The 16,298-nt window shown below is 69.4% G+C and carries 21 protein-coding genes; 15 read left to right on the plus strand and 6 right to left on the minus strand.

Going from position 1 to position 16,298, the window contains the following annotated elements; translation table 11 throughout:
• The first annotated feature begins 11 nt into the window (after positions 1-11).
• From ACLF3M_RS12490 to ACLF3M_RS12500, 3 genes are all read left to right on the plus strand, one after another.
• Positions 12-599 (plus strand): hypothetical protein, encoded by a 588-nt coding sequence (locus tag ACLF3M_RS12490; RefSeq protein WP_430657262.1) that lies wholly within the window; start codon positions 12-14, stop codon positions 597-599.
• A 119-nt stretch (positions 600-718) separates the two neighbouring features.
• Entirely contained in the window at positions 719-853 is a 135-nt protein-coding gene (locus ACLF3M_RS12495; protein WP_430657263.1) for a hypothetical protein, read from the plus strand.
• Positions 854-1,082: 229 nt separating this feature from the next.
• A complete protein-coding gene (locus ACLF3M_RS12500) occupies positions 1,083-1,526 on the plus strand; it encodes a hypothetical protein (RefSeq protein WP_430657264.1) in 444 nt (147 codons plus the stop codon).
• 351 nt (positions 1,527-1,877) lie between these two features.
• Here ACLF3M_RS12500 and ACLF3M_RS12505 read toward each other — a convergent pair whose 3' ends face one another.
• Together ACLF3M_RS12505 and ACLF3M_RS12510 are read right to left on the minus strand one after the other, a co-directional pair.
• Positions 1,878-2,843 (minus strand): hypothetical protein, encoded by a 966-nt coding sequence (locus ACLF3M_RS12505; RefSeq protein ID WP_430657265.1) that lies wholly within the window; start codon positions 2,841-2,843, stop codon positions 1,878-1,880.
• On the minus strand, positions 2,764-3,147 hold the full coding sequence (locus ACLF3M_RS12510) for a hypothetical protein (RefSeq protein WP_430657266.1): 384 nt from the start codon (positions 3,145-3,147) through the stop codon (positions 2,764-2,766). The genes ACLF3M_RS12505 and ACLF3M_RS12510 overlap by 80 nt, the downstream gene beginning before the upstream one ends.
• Positions 3,148-3,280: 133 nt before the next feature.
• Here ACLF3M_RS12510 and ACLF3M_RS12515 point away from each other — a divergent pair, with 133 nt between their 5' ends.
• From ACLF3M_RS12515 to ACLF3M_RS12530, 4 genes are read left to right on the plus strand one after another with little or no spacing between them, the layout of a single operon-like run.
• Positions 3,281-3,472: a hypothetical protein gene (locus ACLF3M_RS12515; protein ID WP_430657267.1), complete on the plus strand. Its 192-nt coding sequence runs from the start codon at positions 3,281-3,283 to the stop codon at positions 3,470-3,472.
• Positions 3,451-4,014 (plus strand): DUF6441 family protein, encoded by a 564-nt coding sequence (locus ACLF3M_RS12520; RefSeq protein ID WP_430657268.1) that lies wholly within the window; start codon positions 3,451-3,453, stop codon positions 4,012-4,014. The genes ACLF3M_RS12515 and ACLF3M_RS12520 overlap by 22 nt, the downstream gene beginning before the upstream one ends.
• The gene (locus ACLF3M_RS12525; RefSeq protein ID WP_430657269.1) at positions 4,011-7,271 is read left to right on the plus strand and encodes a tape measure protein; all 3,261 of its coding nucleotides are present in this window, start codon (positions 4,011-4,013) and stop codon (positions 7,269-7,271) included. The genes ACLF3M_RS12520 and ACLF3M_RS12525 overlap by 4 nt, the downstream gene beginning before the upstream one ends.
• 3 nt (positions 7,272-7,274) lie before the next feature.
• Positions 7,275-9,011, plus strand: coding sequence for a hypothetical protein (locus ACLF3M_RS12530; RefSeq protein WP_430657270.1), 1,737 nt, complete (start codon positions 7,275-7,277; stop codon positions 9,009-9,011).
• 22 nt (positions 9,012-9,033) lie between these two features.
• Here the strand turns inward: ACLF3M_RS12530 and ACLF3M_RS12535 are convergent, their stop codons facing one another.
• Positions 9,034-9,834 carry a class I SAM-dependent methyltransferase gene (locus ACLF3M_RS12535; RefSeq protein ID WP_430657271.1) on the minus strand — a complete coding sequence of 267 codons (801 nt, stop codon included), beginning with the start codon at positions 9,832-9,834 and terminating at the stop codon, positions 9,034-9,036.
• A 106-nt stretch (positions 9,835-9,940) separates the two neighbouring features.
• On the opposite strand from ACLF3M_RS12535, the gene ACLF3M_RS12540 reads away from it, so the two are divergent.
• The 4 genes from ACLF3M_RS12540 to ACLF3M_RS12555 are packed head-to-tail and all read left to right on the plus strand — an operon-like array spanning position 9,941 to position 12,274.
• A complete protein-coding gene (locus ACLF3M_RS12540) occupies positions 9,941-10,732 on the plus strand; it encodes a hypothetical protein (RefSeq protein WP_430657272.1) in 792 nt (263 codons plus the stop codon).
• Positions 10,733-10,735: 3 nt separating this feature from the next.
• Positions 10,736-11,548: a hypothetical protein gene (locus ACLF3M_RS12545; protein WP_430657273.1), complete on the plus strand. Its 813-nt coding sequence runs from the start codon at positions 10,736-10,738 to the stop codon at positions 11,546-11,548.
• Positions 11,545-11,937, plus strand: coding sequence for a hypothetical protein (locus tag ACLF3M_RS12550; RefSeq protein ID WP_430657274.1), 393 nt, complete (start codon positions 11,545-11,547; stop codon positions 11,935-11,937). Before ACLF3M_RS12545 ends, ACLF3M_RS12550 begins: the two co-directional genes overlap by 4 nt.
• A gap of 7 nt (positions 11,938-11,944) precedes the next feature.
• On the plus strand, positions 11,945-12,274 hold the full coding sequence (locus tag ACLF3M_RS12555; RefSeq protein WP_430657275.1) for a hypothetical protein: 330 nt from the start codon (positions 11,945-11,947) through the stop codon (positions 12,272-12,274).
• A gap of 87 nt (positions 12,275-12,361) precedes the next feature.
• Here the strand turns inward: ACLF3M_RS12555 and ACLF3M_RS12560 are convergent, their stop codons facing one another.
• Positions 12,362-12,643 (minus strand): hypothetical protein, encoded by a 282-nt coding sequence (locus ACLF3M_RS12560; protein WP_430657276.1) that lies wholly within the window; start codon positions 12,641-12,643, stop codon positions 12,362-12,364.
• A gap of 364 nt (positions 12,644-13,007) precedes the next feature.
• On the opposite strand from ACLF3M_RS12560, the gene ACLF3M_RS12565 reads away from it, so the two are divergent.
• On the plus strand, positions 13,008-13,154 hold the full coding sequence (locus tag ACLF3M_RS12565; protein WP_430657277.1) for a hypothetical protein: 147 nt from the start codon (positions 13,008-13,010) through the stop codon (positions 13,152-13,154).
• Between the two features lie 137 nt (positions 13,155-13,291).
• Here the strand turns inward: ACLF3M_RS12565 and ACLF3M_RS12570 are convergent, their stop codons facing one another.
• Positions 13,292-13,555, minus strand: a complete 264-nt coding sequence (locus tag ACLF3M_RS12570; protein WP_430657278.1) for a hypothetical protein — start codon at positions 13,553-13,555, stop codon at positions 13,292-13,294.
• Between the two features lie 131 nt (positions 13,556-13,686).
• On the minus strand, positions 13,687-13,887 hold the full coding sequence (locus tag ACLF3M_RS12575; protein WP_430657279.1) for a Flp family type IVb pilin: 201 nt from the start codon (positions 13,885-13,887) through the stop codon (positions 13,687-13,689).
• Positions 13,888-14,016: 129 nt separating this feature from the next.
• Between ACLF3M_RS12575 and ACLF3M_RS12580 the strand changes: the two genes are divergently transcribed.
• The 3 genes from ACLF3M_RS12580 to ACLF3M_RS12590 all read left to right on the plus strand — a co-directional run bounded on the left by ACLF3M_RS12580 (position 14,017) and on the right by ACLF3M_RS12590 (position 16,238).
• Positions 14,017-14,214 (plus strand): hypothetical protein, encoded by a 198-nt coding sequence (locus ACLF3M_RS12580; protein ID WP_430657280.1) that lies wholly within the window; start codon positions 14,017-14,019, stop codon positions 14,212-14,214.
• Between the two features lie 512 nt (positions 14,215-14,726).
• On the plus strand, positions 14,727-15,026 hold the full coding sequence (locus ACLF3M_RS12585; protein ID WP_430657281.1) for a hypothetical protein: 300 nt from the start codon (positions 14,727-14,729) through the stop codon (positions 15,024-15,026).
• A 177-nt stretch (positions 15,027-15,203) separates the two neighbouring features.
• The gene (locus ACLF3M_RS12590) at positions 15,204-16,238 is read left to right on the plus strand and encodes an AraC family transcriptional regulator (protein WP_430657282.1); all 1,035 of its coding nucleotides are present in this window, start codon (positions 15,204-15,206) and stop codon (positions 16,236-16,238) included.
• Positions 16,239-16,298: the final 60 nt, after the last annotated feature.

Raw genomic sequence — 16,298 nt, forward strand, 5'->3', positions numbered from 1 at the left:
AGGAGAAGCCCATGACCGTCGTCTTCTCGCGGCGCGACGCCGAGTGGTTCACGCCACCCGGAACCGGCCGCCGCTATCTCGTGGCGCCGCTCACCTACCGCGAGCGGCAGGCCTTTCGCGCGGACCTCGCGCGCGAGGGCGGGATCTACCCGTCGCACGAGCAGATGCTGGACGCGCTGCGCGCCGCCGTGCGCGAAGCTTCGCCGGGCAATGCGGACGAGTTGCTCGCCGTCATCGACGCATCGGAGGCCACGCCGGACGACGCGGATGTCCAGGTGCAGCTGGGCACCGTCGAGGCGGCCTGTGCCACGGTGCCGGTCTACGCCGGCCTGCTGGCAGCGCGGCAGCGGTACCTCGGCACGCTGCCCTGGGTCGCGGCGCGCCATGCGCTGCGTGGCTGGGAGGGCGACGGTCTGCCTCCGTTCCGTCGCGCGCGCGGCCTGGTGCCGGACGACCTGCTGGATGCGCTGCCGCAGGAGGACGTCGAAGCGGTCGGCTGGCGGGCCAGTACCCTCATGCAGCCCGGGCGGGATGCGGAGGGAAACTCCGGGGCGCCCTCGCCGTCGCCCGAGACCCCGGCGCCTACGAAGGCGGCCTGAGGCCCGAGGGCGGAGGCGACTGGCTCGTCGGGGGAGAGCCCTGGGCGGAGAACCCCCGGCTCGTCATTACCGAGCCCTGGCATGCCTTCGTCCGCCTGTGGGCGGCGTGTCGCGGTGGCATGGGAGGCATCGCCCACTGGCCCGATCCCGGTGGCGTCGGCGATCAGGCCGCGTGGGTGGTGGACGCCTTCCCCGCGCTTGGCGGCATCGACGCAACCCTCGATGCGGAGCAGCGACGCCTTGCCGAAAGGTGAGGCGGGTGCGAGGCCGGCGACTGTTTGCAAATGGTGACAGCTCACTATCCGCTGGGATTTCCCCACCCGTAAAGATCTTCAGCCTTCGGTATTCCTACTCTTCCCGCGACGGTCATCGCCCATCACTGTGATTTCGGAAGGCGAAATAAAGGCGGTTTTTTGCTACCTTCATCGCTCAGCCCAGACATAGCGTGATTGCTGCAGCGGTCGTGCTTTGGAGGAAAGGGCCATGAAAGCGTTAACGATACGCCGCTCGGTGCTGATGGCGTTGTGCACGGGATCAGCGTGGTCGCTCGGATCCAGTCCAGTGCAAGCATGGCACGGCACCAACGACATCAACCAGATTGTAGCCGCCTGCAATGCGGGCGACAGAGAGGCGTGCGGTGTTGTCCTCGACACCGCGCGCCGGAACTGTCTGAATGGCAACCAATTCGCATGCCAGGTTGCTTCTCAATTAGCTGGTCAGGGTGGCAACGCGAACCGCGGCTATCCCTCTCCAGCACAACGCAACCCGGACCTTCAGCCGTACAACACTAACCCGAGCCCATATGCGCAGAACCCGTTGGCGCCGCACCGCGACATGCTGGGAGACACACGCGATTACATCCGGAGCCACTGCGCCGACCCAAACCTCCGATTGCAGCTGCAGGCCTACGGCTACTGCCGGAACTGAGTACGCCAATGGAGTAGGGAGATGCCGACGCAGATACCGCGGCGAACCCTCGCCTGTGCAGTCGTCTCTGCGGTGGTGTTGAGCGGCAAGGAGGAGCCCGAAAAGTACGGTAGATGCTCAAAGTGCAGCTGCCCAGGATTCGTTGGCTCCTCGTACACCTGTAGCCGCAGCGGCTGCCGCCACCACTATGACGATCACTGGTGAGGCGATTTCACCTTCTTACGTCGGCTCCAAGCCGAGCGGAGCTGGCGCGTCGAACTGCCGACGCACTGCAAAGCTATAGGCAGCTTGAACGCGTCGGCGCTGATCACCTGTCGGCGTACCCAGCACCCGGTCGTGGTGCGACAGCGGCTACAAATACCACGTTCCTGTCGCTTCAAAATTGGCGACAACCTGAGCGGCAACGACGTACCAATCCTGCACGGGCGACCGATCCACCAGGTACCACTGGCCCGTTTCCACAAAGTTTCTGGTGACCACGGCGGCTAGTTCGTTCCAGTCTACATCGCCTTGACCTGGCGCTGCCGTGCTAGGCGGTTCTGGCGCCAGCGGTGTCACCTGTCTGGTGCTGTTGTCGTCTCCTGACGCTCCGCCAAACAGCAGCGTTCCATCTGATCGGAGACTTGCCGACACCCCGCCGAAATCACCGAGGGTGATCACCATGTGGGAGAAATCGAAGGTACCCGGGGCCACAAACAATGGAACGACGGTCCCTGCGGATGGGTGGTAGCCGTTCAGCGGGGAAATGTGGATGTTGCCGCCTTGCAGTGTGACTGACTGAGTAAAGCGTACTTGGTCATAGCTCCCGCTGCTGGTGCCGCCCACCTCCATATCGAAGGTGCCGGCGGTCATCGTCACGGGCGCATCGAACACCAGCGTTCCAGGCGAAAGGCCGGCTGCAACGGTTAAGCCATTGAACAGCAGCTCCGTTGCCTGAACCGTGCCCTCCTCCACGATCTTGGCGTGAGCATCGAAGATCGCCTGACCCTCAATAGTCAGGACGCTGTTCTTGCCCATCCGCAACTGGAAGTCGCCGAGTTGGTCCAGATCGCCGGCCGTGACGCGAAAGCCTCCCGCCGCCACCGCTGCGTCGTCAAAGCCGGCCTCGATACTGCCCTGGATCTTACTATGGCCGACGATGCTCAGCACACCCGAAATGAACTTGTACTCAGGCGTTTCCGGCTCCAGCTTCAACGTGTCGGAAGCGAGGAACTTCAGCGTCGACAGGGTCGCGTTGTTAAGGACGTAGGGCGCCGGCGGCGGTATCTGCCCCAGCCGCTGAACGAGCTGAAGCTCCGCACCCAACGACAGCGCCAATGGATTGACCAAGGGCGTCGGCGTCGATGAAGGCGCCGACGAAATCCGGCAACAACGCGTCATGCAGCGCCGTCGCCATTTTTACGCAGTCGTTCAGCTCTGCCAGGATGTGGGCGCTGTACTGCTGCACACTTGTGTCGAACCTCGACTCAGCACGCTGGGCAAGGAAGTCCAGGAAAGGCTGACCGAAGTTCAAGACGCCTTGAATGTTGCTCACCAAACTCAGCGCTTTGTCTGCGCCAGAGGCGACCTCAAGCCCAAGGCCCAGTCCGATCTCCATTGTCATACCCGGCAAAGCAGCCATGGTCGCCTCCCACGAGCTGGCTGCGAGCTTGCGTAGACTGAACTTGAAGCGGAAGCCGAGACGGCAGCGCTTGGTGTCAAGACGCCGCGACCGTTACGGCCGACGTGTTTTACCGACTCTGCGGCGGAATCGAATGCCCCTCATCACCGCTGCCGTGCGCGGCGACCTCCGCGCTGCGATGGAGGCGGAGGTCCGCGATGCCGCGCGCGCGATGCGCCGCGGCGTCGAGCGCGCCGGCCACGAGGTCCAGGCCGAGCTCCGCGCCCAGGCTCGCGGCGCTGGCTTCAGTGACCGCGGCCGGCCGTGGCGAATGCCTGGCGCCTGAGCCTCTACCCGCCGCCGGCCACTGCGCCCCGCACCCTGCGCCCTGCGGCCCTCGTCTGGACCAACGCCCCCAAGCTCGTCGACGCCTTCGACCGCGGCGTGCCGATCGTCGCCCGCGGCGGCCGCTACCTCGCCTTCCCGACGCCCTACAACGCCGCTGGTGGCCGGCGCGGCGCCTCCGTCCGCGGTGGCCTGCGCGTCACGCCAGCACAGATGCAGGCCGCGCGTGGTGAGGCCTTCGTCCTGCGCTCATCCAACCCGTCCGTCCGGCTCTGGTGCCTGCGCGTCCGCGCCGCCAGCGGCATTGGCCGCCGCGCGCGTCGGCTGCGGCTCTTCGTTGGTCCGAACGCCGAGATCCTGACCGGCCGCCGCCGCGGCCAGCAGCGCCGTGCCCGCGAGGTCCTCGCCCAGGGGTTCGTGCCGATGTTCTTCCTCCTGCGCCAGGTCAGCCTCCGCAAGCGGCTCGACGTCGCCGCCGTGCGCCGCCGCGCCCCGGGCATCCTCGCGCGCGCGCTCGCTGCTGAACTGGGCCGCCGCGCATGAGCGGGGCTGCCGCCCGCACGATCGCGATCCGCCTGACAGCCGACAACGCCGAGCCGACGCGCCGCGCGCTGGAGCAGGTCGGCGAGACCGGCGAGCGGGCGCTCCGCCGCATCGACGCTGCCTCCGCGGCGGCTCATCCTGCGCTGCAGGGGCTTGCCGCGGCGTCCGACGGCGCAATGCGCGGCTTCTCGTCGCTCGGCGTCAGCCTCGGCGGCGCCGAGCGGACCTTTGCCGGTGTGGCCTCGGGGGCCGGCCTCGCTGCGACCGCCATCGCAGCCCTGGCGGCTGGCACGGTCGCCGCCGGCGTCGCCGTGGCCCGCGCCGGCGACGCGGCGACCGAAACCCTCGCCAGGCTGCAGGCTGCCACCGGCTCGATCGCCGCGGCCGAGGCCGCCTACCAGGGCCTCTACCGCCTCTCGCAGCAGACCGGCGTCGCGGTGTCGGAGAGCGCTGGCGCCTTCGCCCGCTTCGCGCTGGCCGCGCGCGAGGTCGGCGCGACCAACGACCAGGTGCTGGCGCTGGTCCGCACCGTGCAGCAGGCCGGCATCATCGCTGGCGCCAGCACCGCCGAGACCTCGTCGACCGTGATGCAACTCGGCCAGGCGCTGGCCTCGGGCAAGCTGCAGGGCGACGAGCTCCGCTCCATCCTGGAGAACATGCCAACACTGGCCGAGGCGCTGGCGCGCCAGCTCGGCGTCGGCGTCGGCGAACTCCGCAAGATGGGCGAGGAGGGCCGGCTTACCGCCGACGTCGTGCTGCCGGCTATGCTGCGTGCCGGCGAGCGCATCAACGCCGAGTTCGACAAGCTGCCGCCGACCATGGGCCGGGCCTTCTCGGCGCTGGGCGAGGCGATGACGCGCTTTGCCGCCGACCTCGACCGCGCCCTCGGCCTGTCGCAATCGATCGCCCGTGCCGCCCAGGCCGCGGCCGCGGCGGTGGACCGCACCCGCGTGTCCGTCGGTCTTGGCACCCCTGAGGAGACCGCCCGCGCCGGCCGGGCCGCGGCCGAGCAGCGCCTGGCCAATGCCGACCGGCAGTCCGCCGAGATCGAGCGCAGCATCGCCGCGCTCGAGGCCAATCCGCGCCGCACTGTTCCCGAGGACGCGATCCTGGAGACGCTGCGCCGGCAGGCGGCCCCGCTGCGCGCCGACCGCGAGCGCGCCATCGCCGAGCTCGAGCGCTTCAACCGCGAAGTCGAGGAGATCGAGCGCGAGGCGACCGTCCGCCGGCTTGGCGAGCAGGAGGCAGCCGAGCGCCAGCGCGCCGAGGGCCAGCGGCGGCGCGACAACGCGAGCCTGGCCGACCTTCGCAAGGCGCTCGACCGCGAGCGCGGCATCCGCGACGAGCATGCGACGCGGGTGCGCGAGATCGACGCCCTGCTCAGCCGCGGCGCGGTCGAGGCTGCGGAGGCGCAGCGGCTGCGCGCGGCCGCCGATCGCGAGCGCAACGACGCGCTCCAGCGGCTCGGCCACACCGCGCGCGAGACCGGCCGCCGGGTGCGCGAGATCGAGTATGAGAACGCGCCGGCCGGGCAGACGGTGTTTCCTGCGGCTGCCGTGCAGTCGGCGCTGGCCCGGGCCGCTGAGCAGCAGGAACGGCGCGAGGCGGAGGCGCGCCGGACCCGCGAGCGGGCGATGGACGAGGCCCGGCGGGAGGTCGAGAGCTTCGAGCAGACCTCGCGCGATGCCTTTGCCCGCATCGGCGAGAACGCCTTCGACCGTATTGGCCAGGGGCTGGTGGGCGCCTTTACGTCGGGCGGGCAGGCCGCGCTCGACTTCGGCAGCCTGGCAAAGTCCGTGCTGGCCAGCGCCGCGGCCGACTTTGCCAAGCTCGCCCTGGTCAATCCGCTGGCCAATGCCCTGCTCGGCACCGCCCGACCGACGCTGGCCGGCGCGTTCGGTGGCGGCGGCGAGCTCGGCGGCTCGACGATCTTCTCGGGGCTGGGCGAGAGCCTTGGCCTGACCGGCGAGGGTGGGCTGTTCTCGGGCCTTGGCGCGTCGCTCGGCCTTACGGGCGCGGGCGGGCTGCTCAGCAGCACGCTGTGGACCACAGGGGCCGGTGCGGCGGCGACGGCAGCGCTACCGGCTGGGATGGCTGGCCCCGTGCTGCCGGCCTCGGCCCTGGGCTCAATGGGCCTGGGCACCACGCTCAGCAGCCTGGCCGGCGGCGCCGCGCTCGGCTTTGGCGCGGGCTCCCTGCTCTCACGCTTTGTCGCCGGCAGCAGCCCCGTCCGCCAGCAGAACAGCACCTTCGGCGCCGGTGCCGGTGCGCTGGCTGGTGCGGCGATCGGCTCGATCGTCCCGGGCGTCGGCACCGTGCTCGGCGGGCTGATCGGCGGTGCAGCCGGCGGTGGCCTCGGCGGCCTGCTCGGCTCCAAGGGCGGTGGCTCCTCCGCCGGCGAGGCCTGGATCACCGTCGGCGACGACGGGATGCTCCGCGTCTCCAACACCTCGGGCAAGCGCTTCGACACCGGCGCGCTCGCCGCCAGCGCGCAGCAGCAGATCGAGGCCATCAACGCCCAGCTCCGCGCCGGCGGCTTCTCCTTCGCCACGGGCGGCTCCGGCGTCGCCTTCCTCGGCGGCGGCCAGTCGCAGTTCTCCAGCGACCTCAACACCGCGCTGGCCAGCTCGGGCATCCTCGGCACCTTCCGCGCCAACACCCCCGACGCGCAGCGCACTCTCGATCGCGTCGGCCAGGGCGATCTCAACGCCCTGCTGCAGGCCCTCGCCCAGGACCGCCAGCAGCGCGCGTTTGAGGAGGCGCAGAGGGCCGCAGATCGCGCGCGCGATGAGGCGCAGAGAGCCGCCCAGACCGACGCGGCCCGCCTTGGCGCGGCCGGCGTGCTGGGGGGCTTGGCCGACTACGCCCGCGGGCTGCGGACCGTCGCCGACAACGCCGGCACGGTCGAATCCCGCTACGCCAGCGCCGAAAGCCAGTTCAGCCAGGACGCCGCGGCCGCCACGGCCGGCGACGCCAAGGCGCTGTCCCGCCTGCAGGCCTCGTCCGAGACCTATCGTGGCCTCGCCCGCCAGCTCTATGGCACCGGCGGCGGCTACGCCAATGCCGAGGGGCGGATTGCCGCCGTGCTCGATCAGATCGGCAATCTCGGCCAGGACGCGCTCACGGCGTCCTTCCTGGCCGAGACCACCAAGACCCAGACCGACACGCTGGTGGACGCGCTGCGGCGCGTGCAGGACGAGGTGGCCAAGCTGCGGGCCGAGATGCAGCAGCGCAGCGCCGGCGCGCTGCTGAGCTGAGCCATGCTGCCCGCGCTTGCCGTCCCCGCCCTGACGATCGTCGAGGCGCCACCAGGGCTGCCGCCGGCCTACCGCCTGGCCGAGGACAGCGGGCCGGTGGTGCTGATCGCCGAACTCGACGCCTATCGCCCGGGCTCGACCGCCACGATCCTCGGCGAGGCCGCGCTGGTGCTGCCGGCGCTGGCGCTGACCACCACCCCGGTCACGCTCGACGACTACGCCACGATCCGGGCCAGCGACGCCGGCTACGTCACGCGCAACACTGATCCCGCTGGGGTCCAGGCCTATCCGCCGATCCTGTCCTCCGGGCTTGAGATCGACCGGCAGATGGACCTGACGCCGAACGGCGCCGGCGCCGCCGCGGGCTGGGGCAGCATCCGGTTGGCGGACGACGGCAGCCTTGCCGCCCTCGTCGCGGCCCGAAACATCGACGCCCGCCCCATCCGCATCCGGCTCGGCCGCAAGCAGCTGCTGCCGCACGGCTACTGGCGCGATCCCGCCTGGACCGAGACCGCCGAGCTGGTGGTCGGCCTCGGCGCGGCCTGGCGGCTGACCGAGCGGGAGATGACGGTCGCCTTTCGCGACCCGGGCTATTGGCTCGACCATCCCGTCGATGGCAGCGCCTATGCCGGCACGGGCGGCCTCGAAAGCAGCGCGGCGCTGGCCGGCAAGCGCAAGCCCAAGCTGCGCGGCGGGACGGCCGGCAATCCGGTGCGGGAAATCCTGGCGGTGCTGGTGAACGAGACCAGCGGGATCTACCAGGTCAGCGACGCCACCGGCGGCATCGTCGCGCTGTACGAGCGGGGCCTCTCCGGCGGCATTACCCTCAACGCGAACGTCGCCGACATCACAGCAAGCGCGCCGCCGGCCGGGACCTACAACGTCGAGAGCAGCGCGCGCGGGCTGTTCGTGCGGCTCGGCACCTTCCCGCCGGCGGGGCTGATCACCGTCGATGCCTGGGGTGCCTTTCCCGATGGCACGGCACCGAGCACGGCCGCCGCGGTTGCGCTGCAATGGCTGCGCCAGGACCTCGGGATGCCGGAGGCCCTGATCGATGCCGGCAGCTTCACCGGTCTCGCCGCGGCCTGCGCGTGGACCGCGGGCGACTGGCTGTTTGACCAGCCCGTCACCGGACGCGAGCTCGTGGGCCGCCTGCTGCGCAGCTCAGCGGCTCGGCTGGTGCCGCGTCGAACGGGGCGGCTCGCTGCGGTGGCCCTGACGGCGTTGCCCGCCGGCACCGTGCCCGTCGCGACCTACACCACGGCGCAGATCGTGGCCTGCACGCCGCGCGACCCCGGGCCGCCGCTGGCGCCACCACCCTACCGCGTGCGGGTTGGCGTGCAGCGCTACCACCAGACCCAGAACTCGGACCTCGCGCCGACGCTCTCAGGCACGCGCCGGCAGAATCTGGCCGAGGCCTATCGCGTCCGCAGTGCTGCCGGCGCCGGGATCCTGACAGCCTGGCGCCGGCCCAGTGACCCGGCCCTCGTCGAGACCAGCCTGACCAGCACGGCCGACGGCGACAACCTGGCCGCGGCGCTGCGCGACCTCTGGTCCATCGCAGCAGGGCGGCGGCTCTGGGACGTGACGCTGCCGCTGCCTTACGCGCTGCGCCACGACATCGGCGAGCCGATCGTCATCGCCTACCCAGGCCCGCTCGTCGCCGGCGCGCTGGGGCGCATCGTCGGCGAGCAGATCCGCACCGCGGACGCCCTGGCCACCCTGCAGGTCCTCGTTTGATGCGACCGATAAAGCGCGGTCGCTAGCGCCGCCCACAGACGAACAGCAATTCCACCTCGACGTCGACTGGGCCGGTCGAGCCTTCGACATTACCACTCAGCTGGTTGCGGACCTCTTCGCGCACGACGCGGCGGAGCTCGGCTGGGAGCGACGCGAACGCCTGCCCCGTCGGCCCCTGGCCTTCCTCGATCGGGGCAAAATAGGCGTCGAAAGAGGGAAACGGGAATCGGCGGGCCTCCGTGAAGGTCTCGACGCCGCGGAATCGTGCCGCCTCGAACAGCGACCGGAGTCGCTCCGCGTCGCCGAGCGAGAAGTAGCGCGCCCCGGTCGCGGCCCGCTCGGGCGCGTGCCGCCCAATCGCGGCATCGACGCGCGTTGCAAAGGCACGCTCGGGCGTGGTGTTGACCGACGCGGCGGCCCAGCCGCCCGGACGCAGCACGCGACGGAACTCGGCGAGGCCGCGCGCCGGGTCGGGGAACAGCATCAGTCCCATCGCGCAAATCACCGCGTCGAAGCCTTCCTTCGGAAACGTCAGGGCTTGGCCATCTTCGACGGCAAAAGAGACATTCGGCAGGTGGCCCAGCCGCTCGCGGGCCTTGTCCAGCATCGCCGGAAAGAGGTCGGTCGCGACGACGTGGCCCGACGGCCCGACCCTCTCGACAGCCGCCTCTGCCGCAATCCCGGTGCCGCTGGCGACGTCCAGCACTCGCTGCCCTGACGTCATGCGAGCGGCGCGCAGGAGGGCAGGGACGAATGCGCGCGAGACGTGGCCAAACCCTCGATCGTAGCCACCCGCGCTGGCCGCACCGAACCGCTCTCCCATGGCCGCCTCCGATTCCGTTCCGTGGCCGAGCGTACCAGCCGGTCGGTGCTGCCGAATACGCCCGGTGCGCCGACGTCGAGCCGAGATAGCCCCGAGGCATCGCACAGTGACAGCATTCGGCTTTCCCACGGAGAACTGGGCGCGGCTCGGCACGGTCACCGCCTCAGCCGAGGTCGCCGGCCTCGGCGCGGGCCAGGTCCAGACCGATCAGGGCAGCAGCGCCAGCGCCTGGCAGACGCCCGCCGGCGTGACCTCAGCCGCCCTGACCATCGATGCCGGCGCGTCACAATCCTGGCGCGCCTTCACCCTGCACCGCACCAATCTGACCGTGGCCGCGACGGTGCGCTGGCGCGTGTCGAACGATCCGGCCTTCGGCACCTCGGTCTACGACAGCGGCGTGATCTCGGCCGGCATCGCGGCTGGCTATGGCCAATCCATCCTGTTCCTCACCGCCGCGCAGGTCGGCCGCTATGGCCGGGTGGACATCGCAGACCCCACCAACCCCGAAGCGCTACTGCGCATCCCGCTGGTCTTTGCCGGGCCGGTCCGCACGCCAACCCGCCGCTTTGGCGTCACCGGCACCGCCTTTCAGCGCCAGGCCAGCGCGCCGGCTGTCGTGACCCGGGGCGGCCAGGAATACCCGGACTTCCGCTACGCCCAGCGCGGCTGGACCGTGCTGCTGCCCCTGCTGACCGCCGCCGAGGGTTGGACGCTCGCCCAGGAGCTGCAGCGCGCCAACGAGGGCGGGGCCAACCTGCTGTTCCTGCCCTACCTCGCCAGCACCACCGCGGGCCAGGAGGCGGTCTTTGGCCGGGTGATCAACCCATCCCCCCTGACCTTCCCGAACGGTGCCCAGCGCGTCCGCAGCTGGTCCGCCACCATAACCGAGAGGCTCTGACCGATGCTCGCGAACTTCGTCCAGGAGACCGCGAACAACCCCGGCGCCGCGACCACCATCAACCTGGCCGGGCCCGCCACCGGCCGCAGGGGCTTCGTCGCGGTGTTCGGGTCGGGCGCGGCGGTGGACTACGTCATCGATGACGGCACTCAGTACGAGTACGGCATCGGGGTCGTCTCCGCCGGCAGCCCGAACACCCTGCAGCGGACGACGGTGATCGAGAACAGCGCCGGCACCACCGCTCGGCTCAACTTCACCGGCGCGGTGCGGGTCTATGGCGCGCTCTCCATGACCCGCGTGGCCCACGTGATGGTCGAGGCGCCGCGCGTCGTAGCCGGCGTTGCCCAGGCCGACTTCCTGCTGCCGGGCACTTTCCGCGCTTTCAAGCTGCGGCTGATCAACGTCACATCCGACGCACCGCGCTCCATGCACATCCGCTTTTCGACCGATGGCGGATCGAGCTTCGTGACCGGCACCTCCTACACCTACGCCGGCGGCATCGCGCAGGCCACGGCCTCGACCTTCACGGGCGACCCCGGCGCCGGCCTTGGCCTCGGCAAGTTCAGCAACTGCGTCTCCGGCGGGGGCGCGGCCGCGCTCAACGCCGAGGTGGACATCGATCCCGGCACGGCATCCCGCGCAGCCAACTGGCGCGCGACCTTCACCGGCGTCGACGCCATCACCCTCTACAACGGCTTCTACGGCGGCTGGTGCACCGCCGGCGCCGTGACCAACGCGGTGCGCATCCTCACCGGCAGCGCTGGCGCGCCGGCCGGTACCTTCACCGGCTCCCTCGAACTTATGGGCCTGCGATGAGCGACCGTCCCCTCAAGAGCACCATCACCGGCGAACTTGTCCCGCTGTCGGACGACGAGTTCGCGGCCTGGACGGCGGAGCCACCCCCGCCTCCGGTGCCGGCCAGCGTCCGACTGCTACCCTTCCTGCGGGAGGCGGCCAAGTGCGGGCTGATCTCGGCGGAGGACGCGCTTGCCGCCGCGCGCACCGGCACCGTGCCGGCGGGCTTCGAGCCGTTCGTGCAGCAGCTGCCGCCCGACCAGGCCTTCGCGGCGCGGCTGGCCTGGGCCGCCATGGTGGAGGTCGAGCGCGCGAACCCGCTGCTGGCCTTTGTCGCGGCGCAGAGCGGTATCGCGGACGCCAGCCTGGATGATCTGTTCCGCGCTGCGGGCGCGCCGCAGGGGGAGTAGCCCAACGATGAAGCGCACGCTGGAAGCTGTCGCGGGCAGCACCGCGCTGGCTGCCCTCTCGCGCGTCGGCGTGCCGCTGCTGCTCGCGATGGTCATCTGGGCCGGCGGCGCGCTGATCGCGCTCGACCGCCGCGCCGCAGTGCTGGAGCAGGGGCGCGAGGGTGCGGCAGCGGACGTCATGCGGCGCCTAAGTGCGCTTGAGTCCGCCGACCAACGCGACCGCGAGATCATCGGGCAGATGCGGGCAGACCTCGCCTCACTGCTAGCGCAGCAGGCGGCGACGCTCCGCGCGCTTGATCGCGTCGAGCGCGCGCTGGAGCGGCGCGAGCGGCCGTAACCCGGGCGGGCGAGGGACTTCGGCGGCGGCTGCCATCATCCCGGCCCAGCGCGCGAAAGCCTGCGTGAGCCGAAGCGCGACCTCGCGTCAGCTGTCGACAGAGCCAACTGCTAGGGCCTCGACCTCCTCGGCGAAGGCGGCGAGGTCCGATCGCCGGCGTGCCGGCCCCCCCGGGTCGGCCTCCATGCGACGCAGGGTCGCCAGCAGCGCTGCGCGCCCTGACTGCGAAAGCGCACCCAGGCAGGCCTGCAGAGCTGCCTCCGCATCGCCGTCGCCGACGGCCTGCTCCACCTCGGCGAGTGTCGGGGCAAGCGCCCGTCGATGGGCGTCCGACGAGGCGGCCTGCCGGCAGTTCTCACCCCGGTCCACGGGCGTCGTCCCTGCCGCCTAACCTAGCCGCGCGCCCGCATCGGCGAGCGGGCGTCCTGCTCCCGCTCCCGGCGCATTACGCGCAGCTTCTGGGCGCTATATCGCACCTCCAACACCACAGGCACGACGAAAGCGAGGATTGCTGCGACGATCAGCAAGGGCCGGTCAGCTGCTGGGGCCGTGAGTAGGGTGGCCACCGACCAACAAAGGATGGCGCTTCCCGCGAAGGCAATGATGGGCCGCATGGGCCTCCCCTTCCCGTGCATGAACGACGGCGCGTCAATCAAAAGTTGAGATGCGGAATTCGTCAAGTTGTATTCGGCGTCACGGGCCAACTTTTTGGACGCGCCGCCAGAGGAGGTGGATGCTCACCCTCATCCTGATCCGCCCTTGCGCTGAAACGGCGCGAGCGGCCCTGACCCTCACCGGCGGTCAAGCCAGCAGCGGCGGACTTGATCAGGTGCTTGGCGAGGAGACGCTGCCGATCGCGTACGGCGCGTACCGTTTGTGAGTTCGCGCGTGTCGCCCTGGTGACGAGGAGCGCGCTGATGGGCGGTACATCCTCTGCCCCGATGCCCCCCCTTTTCGATTTTCGATCAGCCGGCCGAAGTTCTGGTGATGTTCGCCACGCTTTTCACGGGCATCTTGTTAACCCGCCCCTTCCTCGACACCCGCTCGGTGCCGGACCTCCGGGGTGGCGTGCGCGCGCAGGCTCACGTCGCTGTCGTGCGCGGCGGTCGCTTTAGCCTTCCGCTGAGAGCGGAGCAGCATTAGCAATTCAAGGAGGAAGCAGCCGGCCAAAAGGCTTGCAAGCGTCGGCAACACGTCGGGGCGCGTTACCGAAATCAGGATAAAGCACCATGCGAAGGTGCCGCACGCCACAGCGGTGATAATCCAGCGGATCGAGCGCACAGCAGCCTCCCCATTACGCAACAAGGAATGCCAAAAGCTTGCGCCGGACGCGGCAGGAAGGGATCCGGACCGCAGGCCTCACGGCCTGCGTACTCGTGTCCGATCCCTCGGTGGGTCTGCTGTGCCCGATCTCAGCGGGTGAGGTTTCCGCCGATGGTAGTGAAAGTGGTGTTGAGGTTGGTCCCTACCGTCACTAGCGCGACGATACAGACGACGATGATCAGCGCCGCAATCACGCCGTACTCCACCGCCGTCACACCCCTCCTGTCGCTCGCGACCTTCAGGCTCAGGTCCGTCACACGACGCGTAAGCGCCCGCATTTGATTGCGCACGATGGTCCTTCCTTGCTGCTGTATGTCCAAAAAAGCGACATTGAGCTTTGCAACGATGACTTGCGGTTATGTAAGAGTCAACAAGCGTGTATCGATACGATAAAGTGACGGCGAGCGGACTCACACTTAGTGCTCGCGGCACTGACTGCCGCCGTCAGCGGCACCCTGATCAGCCTTCTGGCCGCCTGCTTCCTGCTTGAATTCATGTTGCTGCTCCGCTTCCAGCGGAAGGCCAAGGCTGCTGGCCGCGATAGCGGATCGCAATCTGCCGTGCTCGCGGCGTCTCGAGCCCGCGCGCAAGAGGAACGGGAAGCGAAGCGCGCGTGAAAAGCCGCAAGAACGTCACCAGAACCGCGGCCCAAGCAGGGACGTCGCCGGTTTCATCGACGGCTGAACGCGCTCGAATCTGCGGACCAGCGCTACCGCGTGTCATGACGCCGATGGGGCGACCTGGCCGCACTGCTGGCGCCGCAAGCCGCGATGCTACTTGCGCCCGATTGGGTGTACGGGCACTGGAAGGGTGCGAGCGACCGGAACGTTCGTCAGCACTTTGCTCTGTTCGGCGGCACGGCGTCCAAGAGCGCATCCCTCGATGCCGAGGAGAGGTCTCCGCCATTAAAGCCTTGGACTAAACATTAGCCCCGGCAGCGTGCGACGATAGCTTCCTGCTCCATGTCGTCCCGCGCGGCGCGCAGCGCGATCGCGTCGCGGATTGAAATGAGTCGTTGCCACTGGCGCCGGCCAGCGTATCGGCGTCCGCGGTCCCGCCGGCGCCCGTATCGGTGTTCCCGCCGGGCGCGCCGAGGACTGTGTTGTTGCCGGCGCCCCCGATCGTGCCGTTGGGCGAAGTCGTCCCGGTGATCGTCGTATCAAACATGGCGTCGACCTCTTCCGATCCCACGGAGCCGGAGCCTGCCACGGCCCCGGCTTGCTTCAAGGCGAGGACGGGCCAGCGCTGCCGTCCGGGGCATCTTCTCCTGTGGAGTGAGGCAATTATCAAGCGCAGGCTGGAAGCTGTTACGGGCAGCACCGAGCTGGCCGGCATCGCGCGCCTCACCGTGCCGCTACTGCTTGCCACCATTACCTATAACGGTGGCTCGCTGATCGCGCTCGGCCGCCGCGCCGCTGTCATCGAGTAGCAGCGCGACGGCGGCGCGGCAGACACCGGCGATGAAGCCCGCCCAATCGCGACATTGCGACTGGAGGTGGTGCGGAGCTCCATGGTCGGCTTTGCGCGGCCCGTCGCGCCTTCCAGCCACCCTTCGTTCTTTTAGTGGCGGCGGACGTGATTTGTGCGGTTAGGACAGTGTACACCCATGCTCCCGCTCGTGCGTAGCGCCGCGTTGACCGGCTATTCCAGCGTCGCCCGGTCGTTCGGACTTGAACCGGAGCGCCTCGCCAAGGAAGTCGGGCTGCCGCGTCTGGCTTTGGAGCGGCCAGATCTTCGGGTCCCGGTCGCACAGGTCGCAAACCTTTTGGAATTGTCGGCGAGCACGGCCGGGATCGAAGATTTCGGTGTGCGTCTCGGAGAGACGCGGCGGATATCCAATCTCGGGCTTCTAGGTGTAATCGCTACCGAGGCGCCGAACTTGCGCGAGGGCACCCAGGCAATCGCACGATACGTAAGGTTGCATAGCGAGGCGCTCTCGCTTCGTCTCGTACCACTGGAAGCTAGCTGCATCATCAGTCCTGGTATTTTCGTCCCGCATGTCGACCGGGTTCGGCAGCTTACGGAGATGGTCCTTGCCGTCGCGCACCGCGGCTTCCATGAGCTGTTCGGCGAACTGTGGCAGCCCGAGCTGGTCTGTTTCCCGCATCCGGCGCCGCATGACCTGTCGTCGCAGCGGCGAATCTTTGGAGTTCCGCTGCAATTCGATGCGGTCGTGACTGGCTTCGTATGCTCCAGGGAGTCAATAGAGCGCCGTCGGGCAGTGTCGGATTCGCTGCTGGTCCGCGAAGCCAGCGCGCGTCTCGACGAGCTCCTGGCCCGGAACATACCGGGCACTACAGCGCGTGCACGTCAGACTATCGCGTGGCTGCTGCCTACCGGCCTGTGCTCCGCCGCGGCAGTAGCGGAGCGGCTCGGCCTGGGCGAGCGAACGCTGCACCGGCATCTCGCCCGCGAGAAAACGAGCTATGCGAGACTAATCGACGAGGTTCGCCAAGACTTGGCGCGGCAGCACCTTTCTAGCGGTCGGCGCCCGCTAAAGGAACTAGCGGCAGCGCTTGGCTTCGAAGCGTCGAGCGCGCTTTCACGCTGGTTCCGCTCCCGCTTTGGCTGCAGCGCGACAGAGTGGAATCGCAAGGCAGCGGAAGGCCAGGCGCACAAACAAATTGCGTCGGAGGTCTAGGGCGTAGACTTGCGAACATGAACCGTCTTAGTTGCGGCTTGCGAACCGCGGCAGTGCCCA

The sequence above is a fragment of the Falsiroseomonas sp. HW251 genome (genome assembly GCF_050563545.1).
In the GTDB taxonomy this organism is placed as follows: Bacteria; Pseudomonadota; Alphaproteobacteria; order Acetobacterales; family Acetobacteraceae; genus Falsiroseomonas.

What these genes read in the sequence shown, in the direction of transcription:
- ACLF3M_RS12535 (WP_430657271.1), bottom strand. Translation starts at nt 9,834, where the DNA reads ATGGGAGAGCGGTTCGGTGCGGCCAGCGCGGGTGGCTACGATCGAGGG.
- ACLF3M_RS12545 (WP_430657273.1), top strand. Translation starts at nt 10,736, where the DNA reads ATGCTCGCGAACTTCGTCCAGGAGACCGCGAACAACCCCGGCGCCGCG.
- ACLF3M_RS12490 (WP_430657262.1), top strand. Translation starts at nt 12, where the DNA reads ATGACCGTCGTCTTCTCGCGGCGCGACGCCGAGTGGTTCACGCCACCC.
- ACLF3M_RS12550 (WP_430657274.1), top strand. Translation starts at nt 11,545, where the DNA reads ATGAGCGACCGTCCCCTCAAGAGCACCATCACCGGCGAACTTGTCCCG.
- ACLF3M_RS12525 (WP_430657269.1), top strand. Translation starts at nt 4,011, where the DNA reads ATGAGCGGGGCTGCCGCCCGCACGATCGCGATCCGCCTGACAGCCGAC.
- ACLF3M_RS12530 (WP_430657270.1), top strand. Translation starts at nt 7,275, where the DNA reads ATGCTGCCCGCGCTTGCCGTCCCCGCCCTGACGATCGTCGAGGCGCCA.
- ACLF3M_RS12500 (WP_430657264.1), top strand. Translation starts at nt 1,083, where the DNA reads ATGAAAGCGTTAACGATACGCCGCTCGGTGCTGATGGCGTTGTGCACG.
- ACLF3M_RS12510 (WP_430657266.1), bottom strand. Translation starts at nt 3,147, where the DNA reads ATGGCTGCTTTGCCGGGTATGACAATGGAGATCGGACTGGGCCTTGGG.
- ACLF3M_RS12590 (WP_430657282.1), top strand. Translation starts at nt 15,204, where the DNA reads ATGCTCCCGCTCGTGCGTAGCGCCGCGTTGACCGGCTATTCCAGCGTC.
- ACLF3M_RS12495 (WP_430657263.1), top strand. Translation starts at nt 719, where the DNA reads ATGGGAGGCATCGCCCACTGGCCCGATCCCGGTGGCGTCGGCGATCAG.
- ACLF3M_RS12515 (WP_430657267.1), top strand. Translation starts at nt 3,281, where the DNA reads ATGCCCCTCATCACCGCTGCCGTGCGCGGCGACCTCCGCGCTGCGATG.
- ACLF3M_RS12555 (WP_430657275.1), top strand. Translation starts at nt 11,945, where the DNA reads ATGAAGCGCACGCTGGAAGCTGTCGCGGGCAGCACCGCGCTGGCTGCC.
- ACLF3M_RS12565 (WP_430657277.1), top strand. Translation starts at nt 13,008, where the DNA reads ATGCTCACCCTCATCCTGATCCGCCCTTGCGCTGAAACGGCGCGAGCG.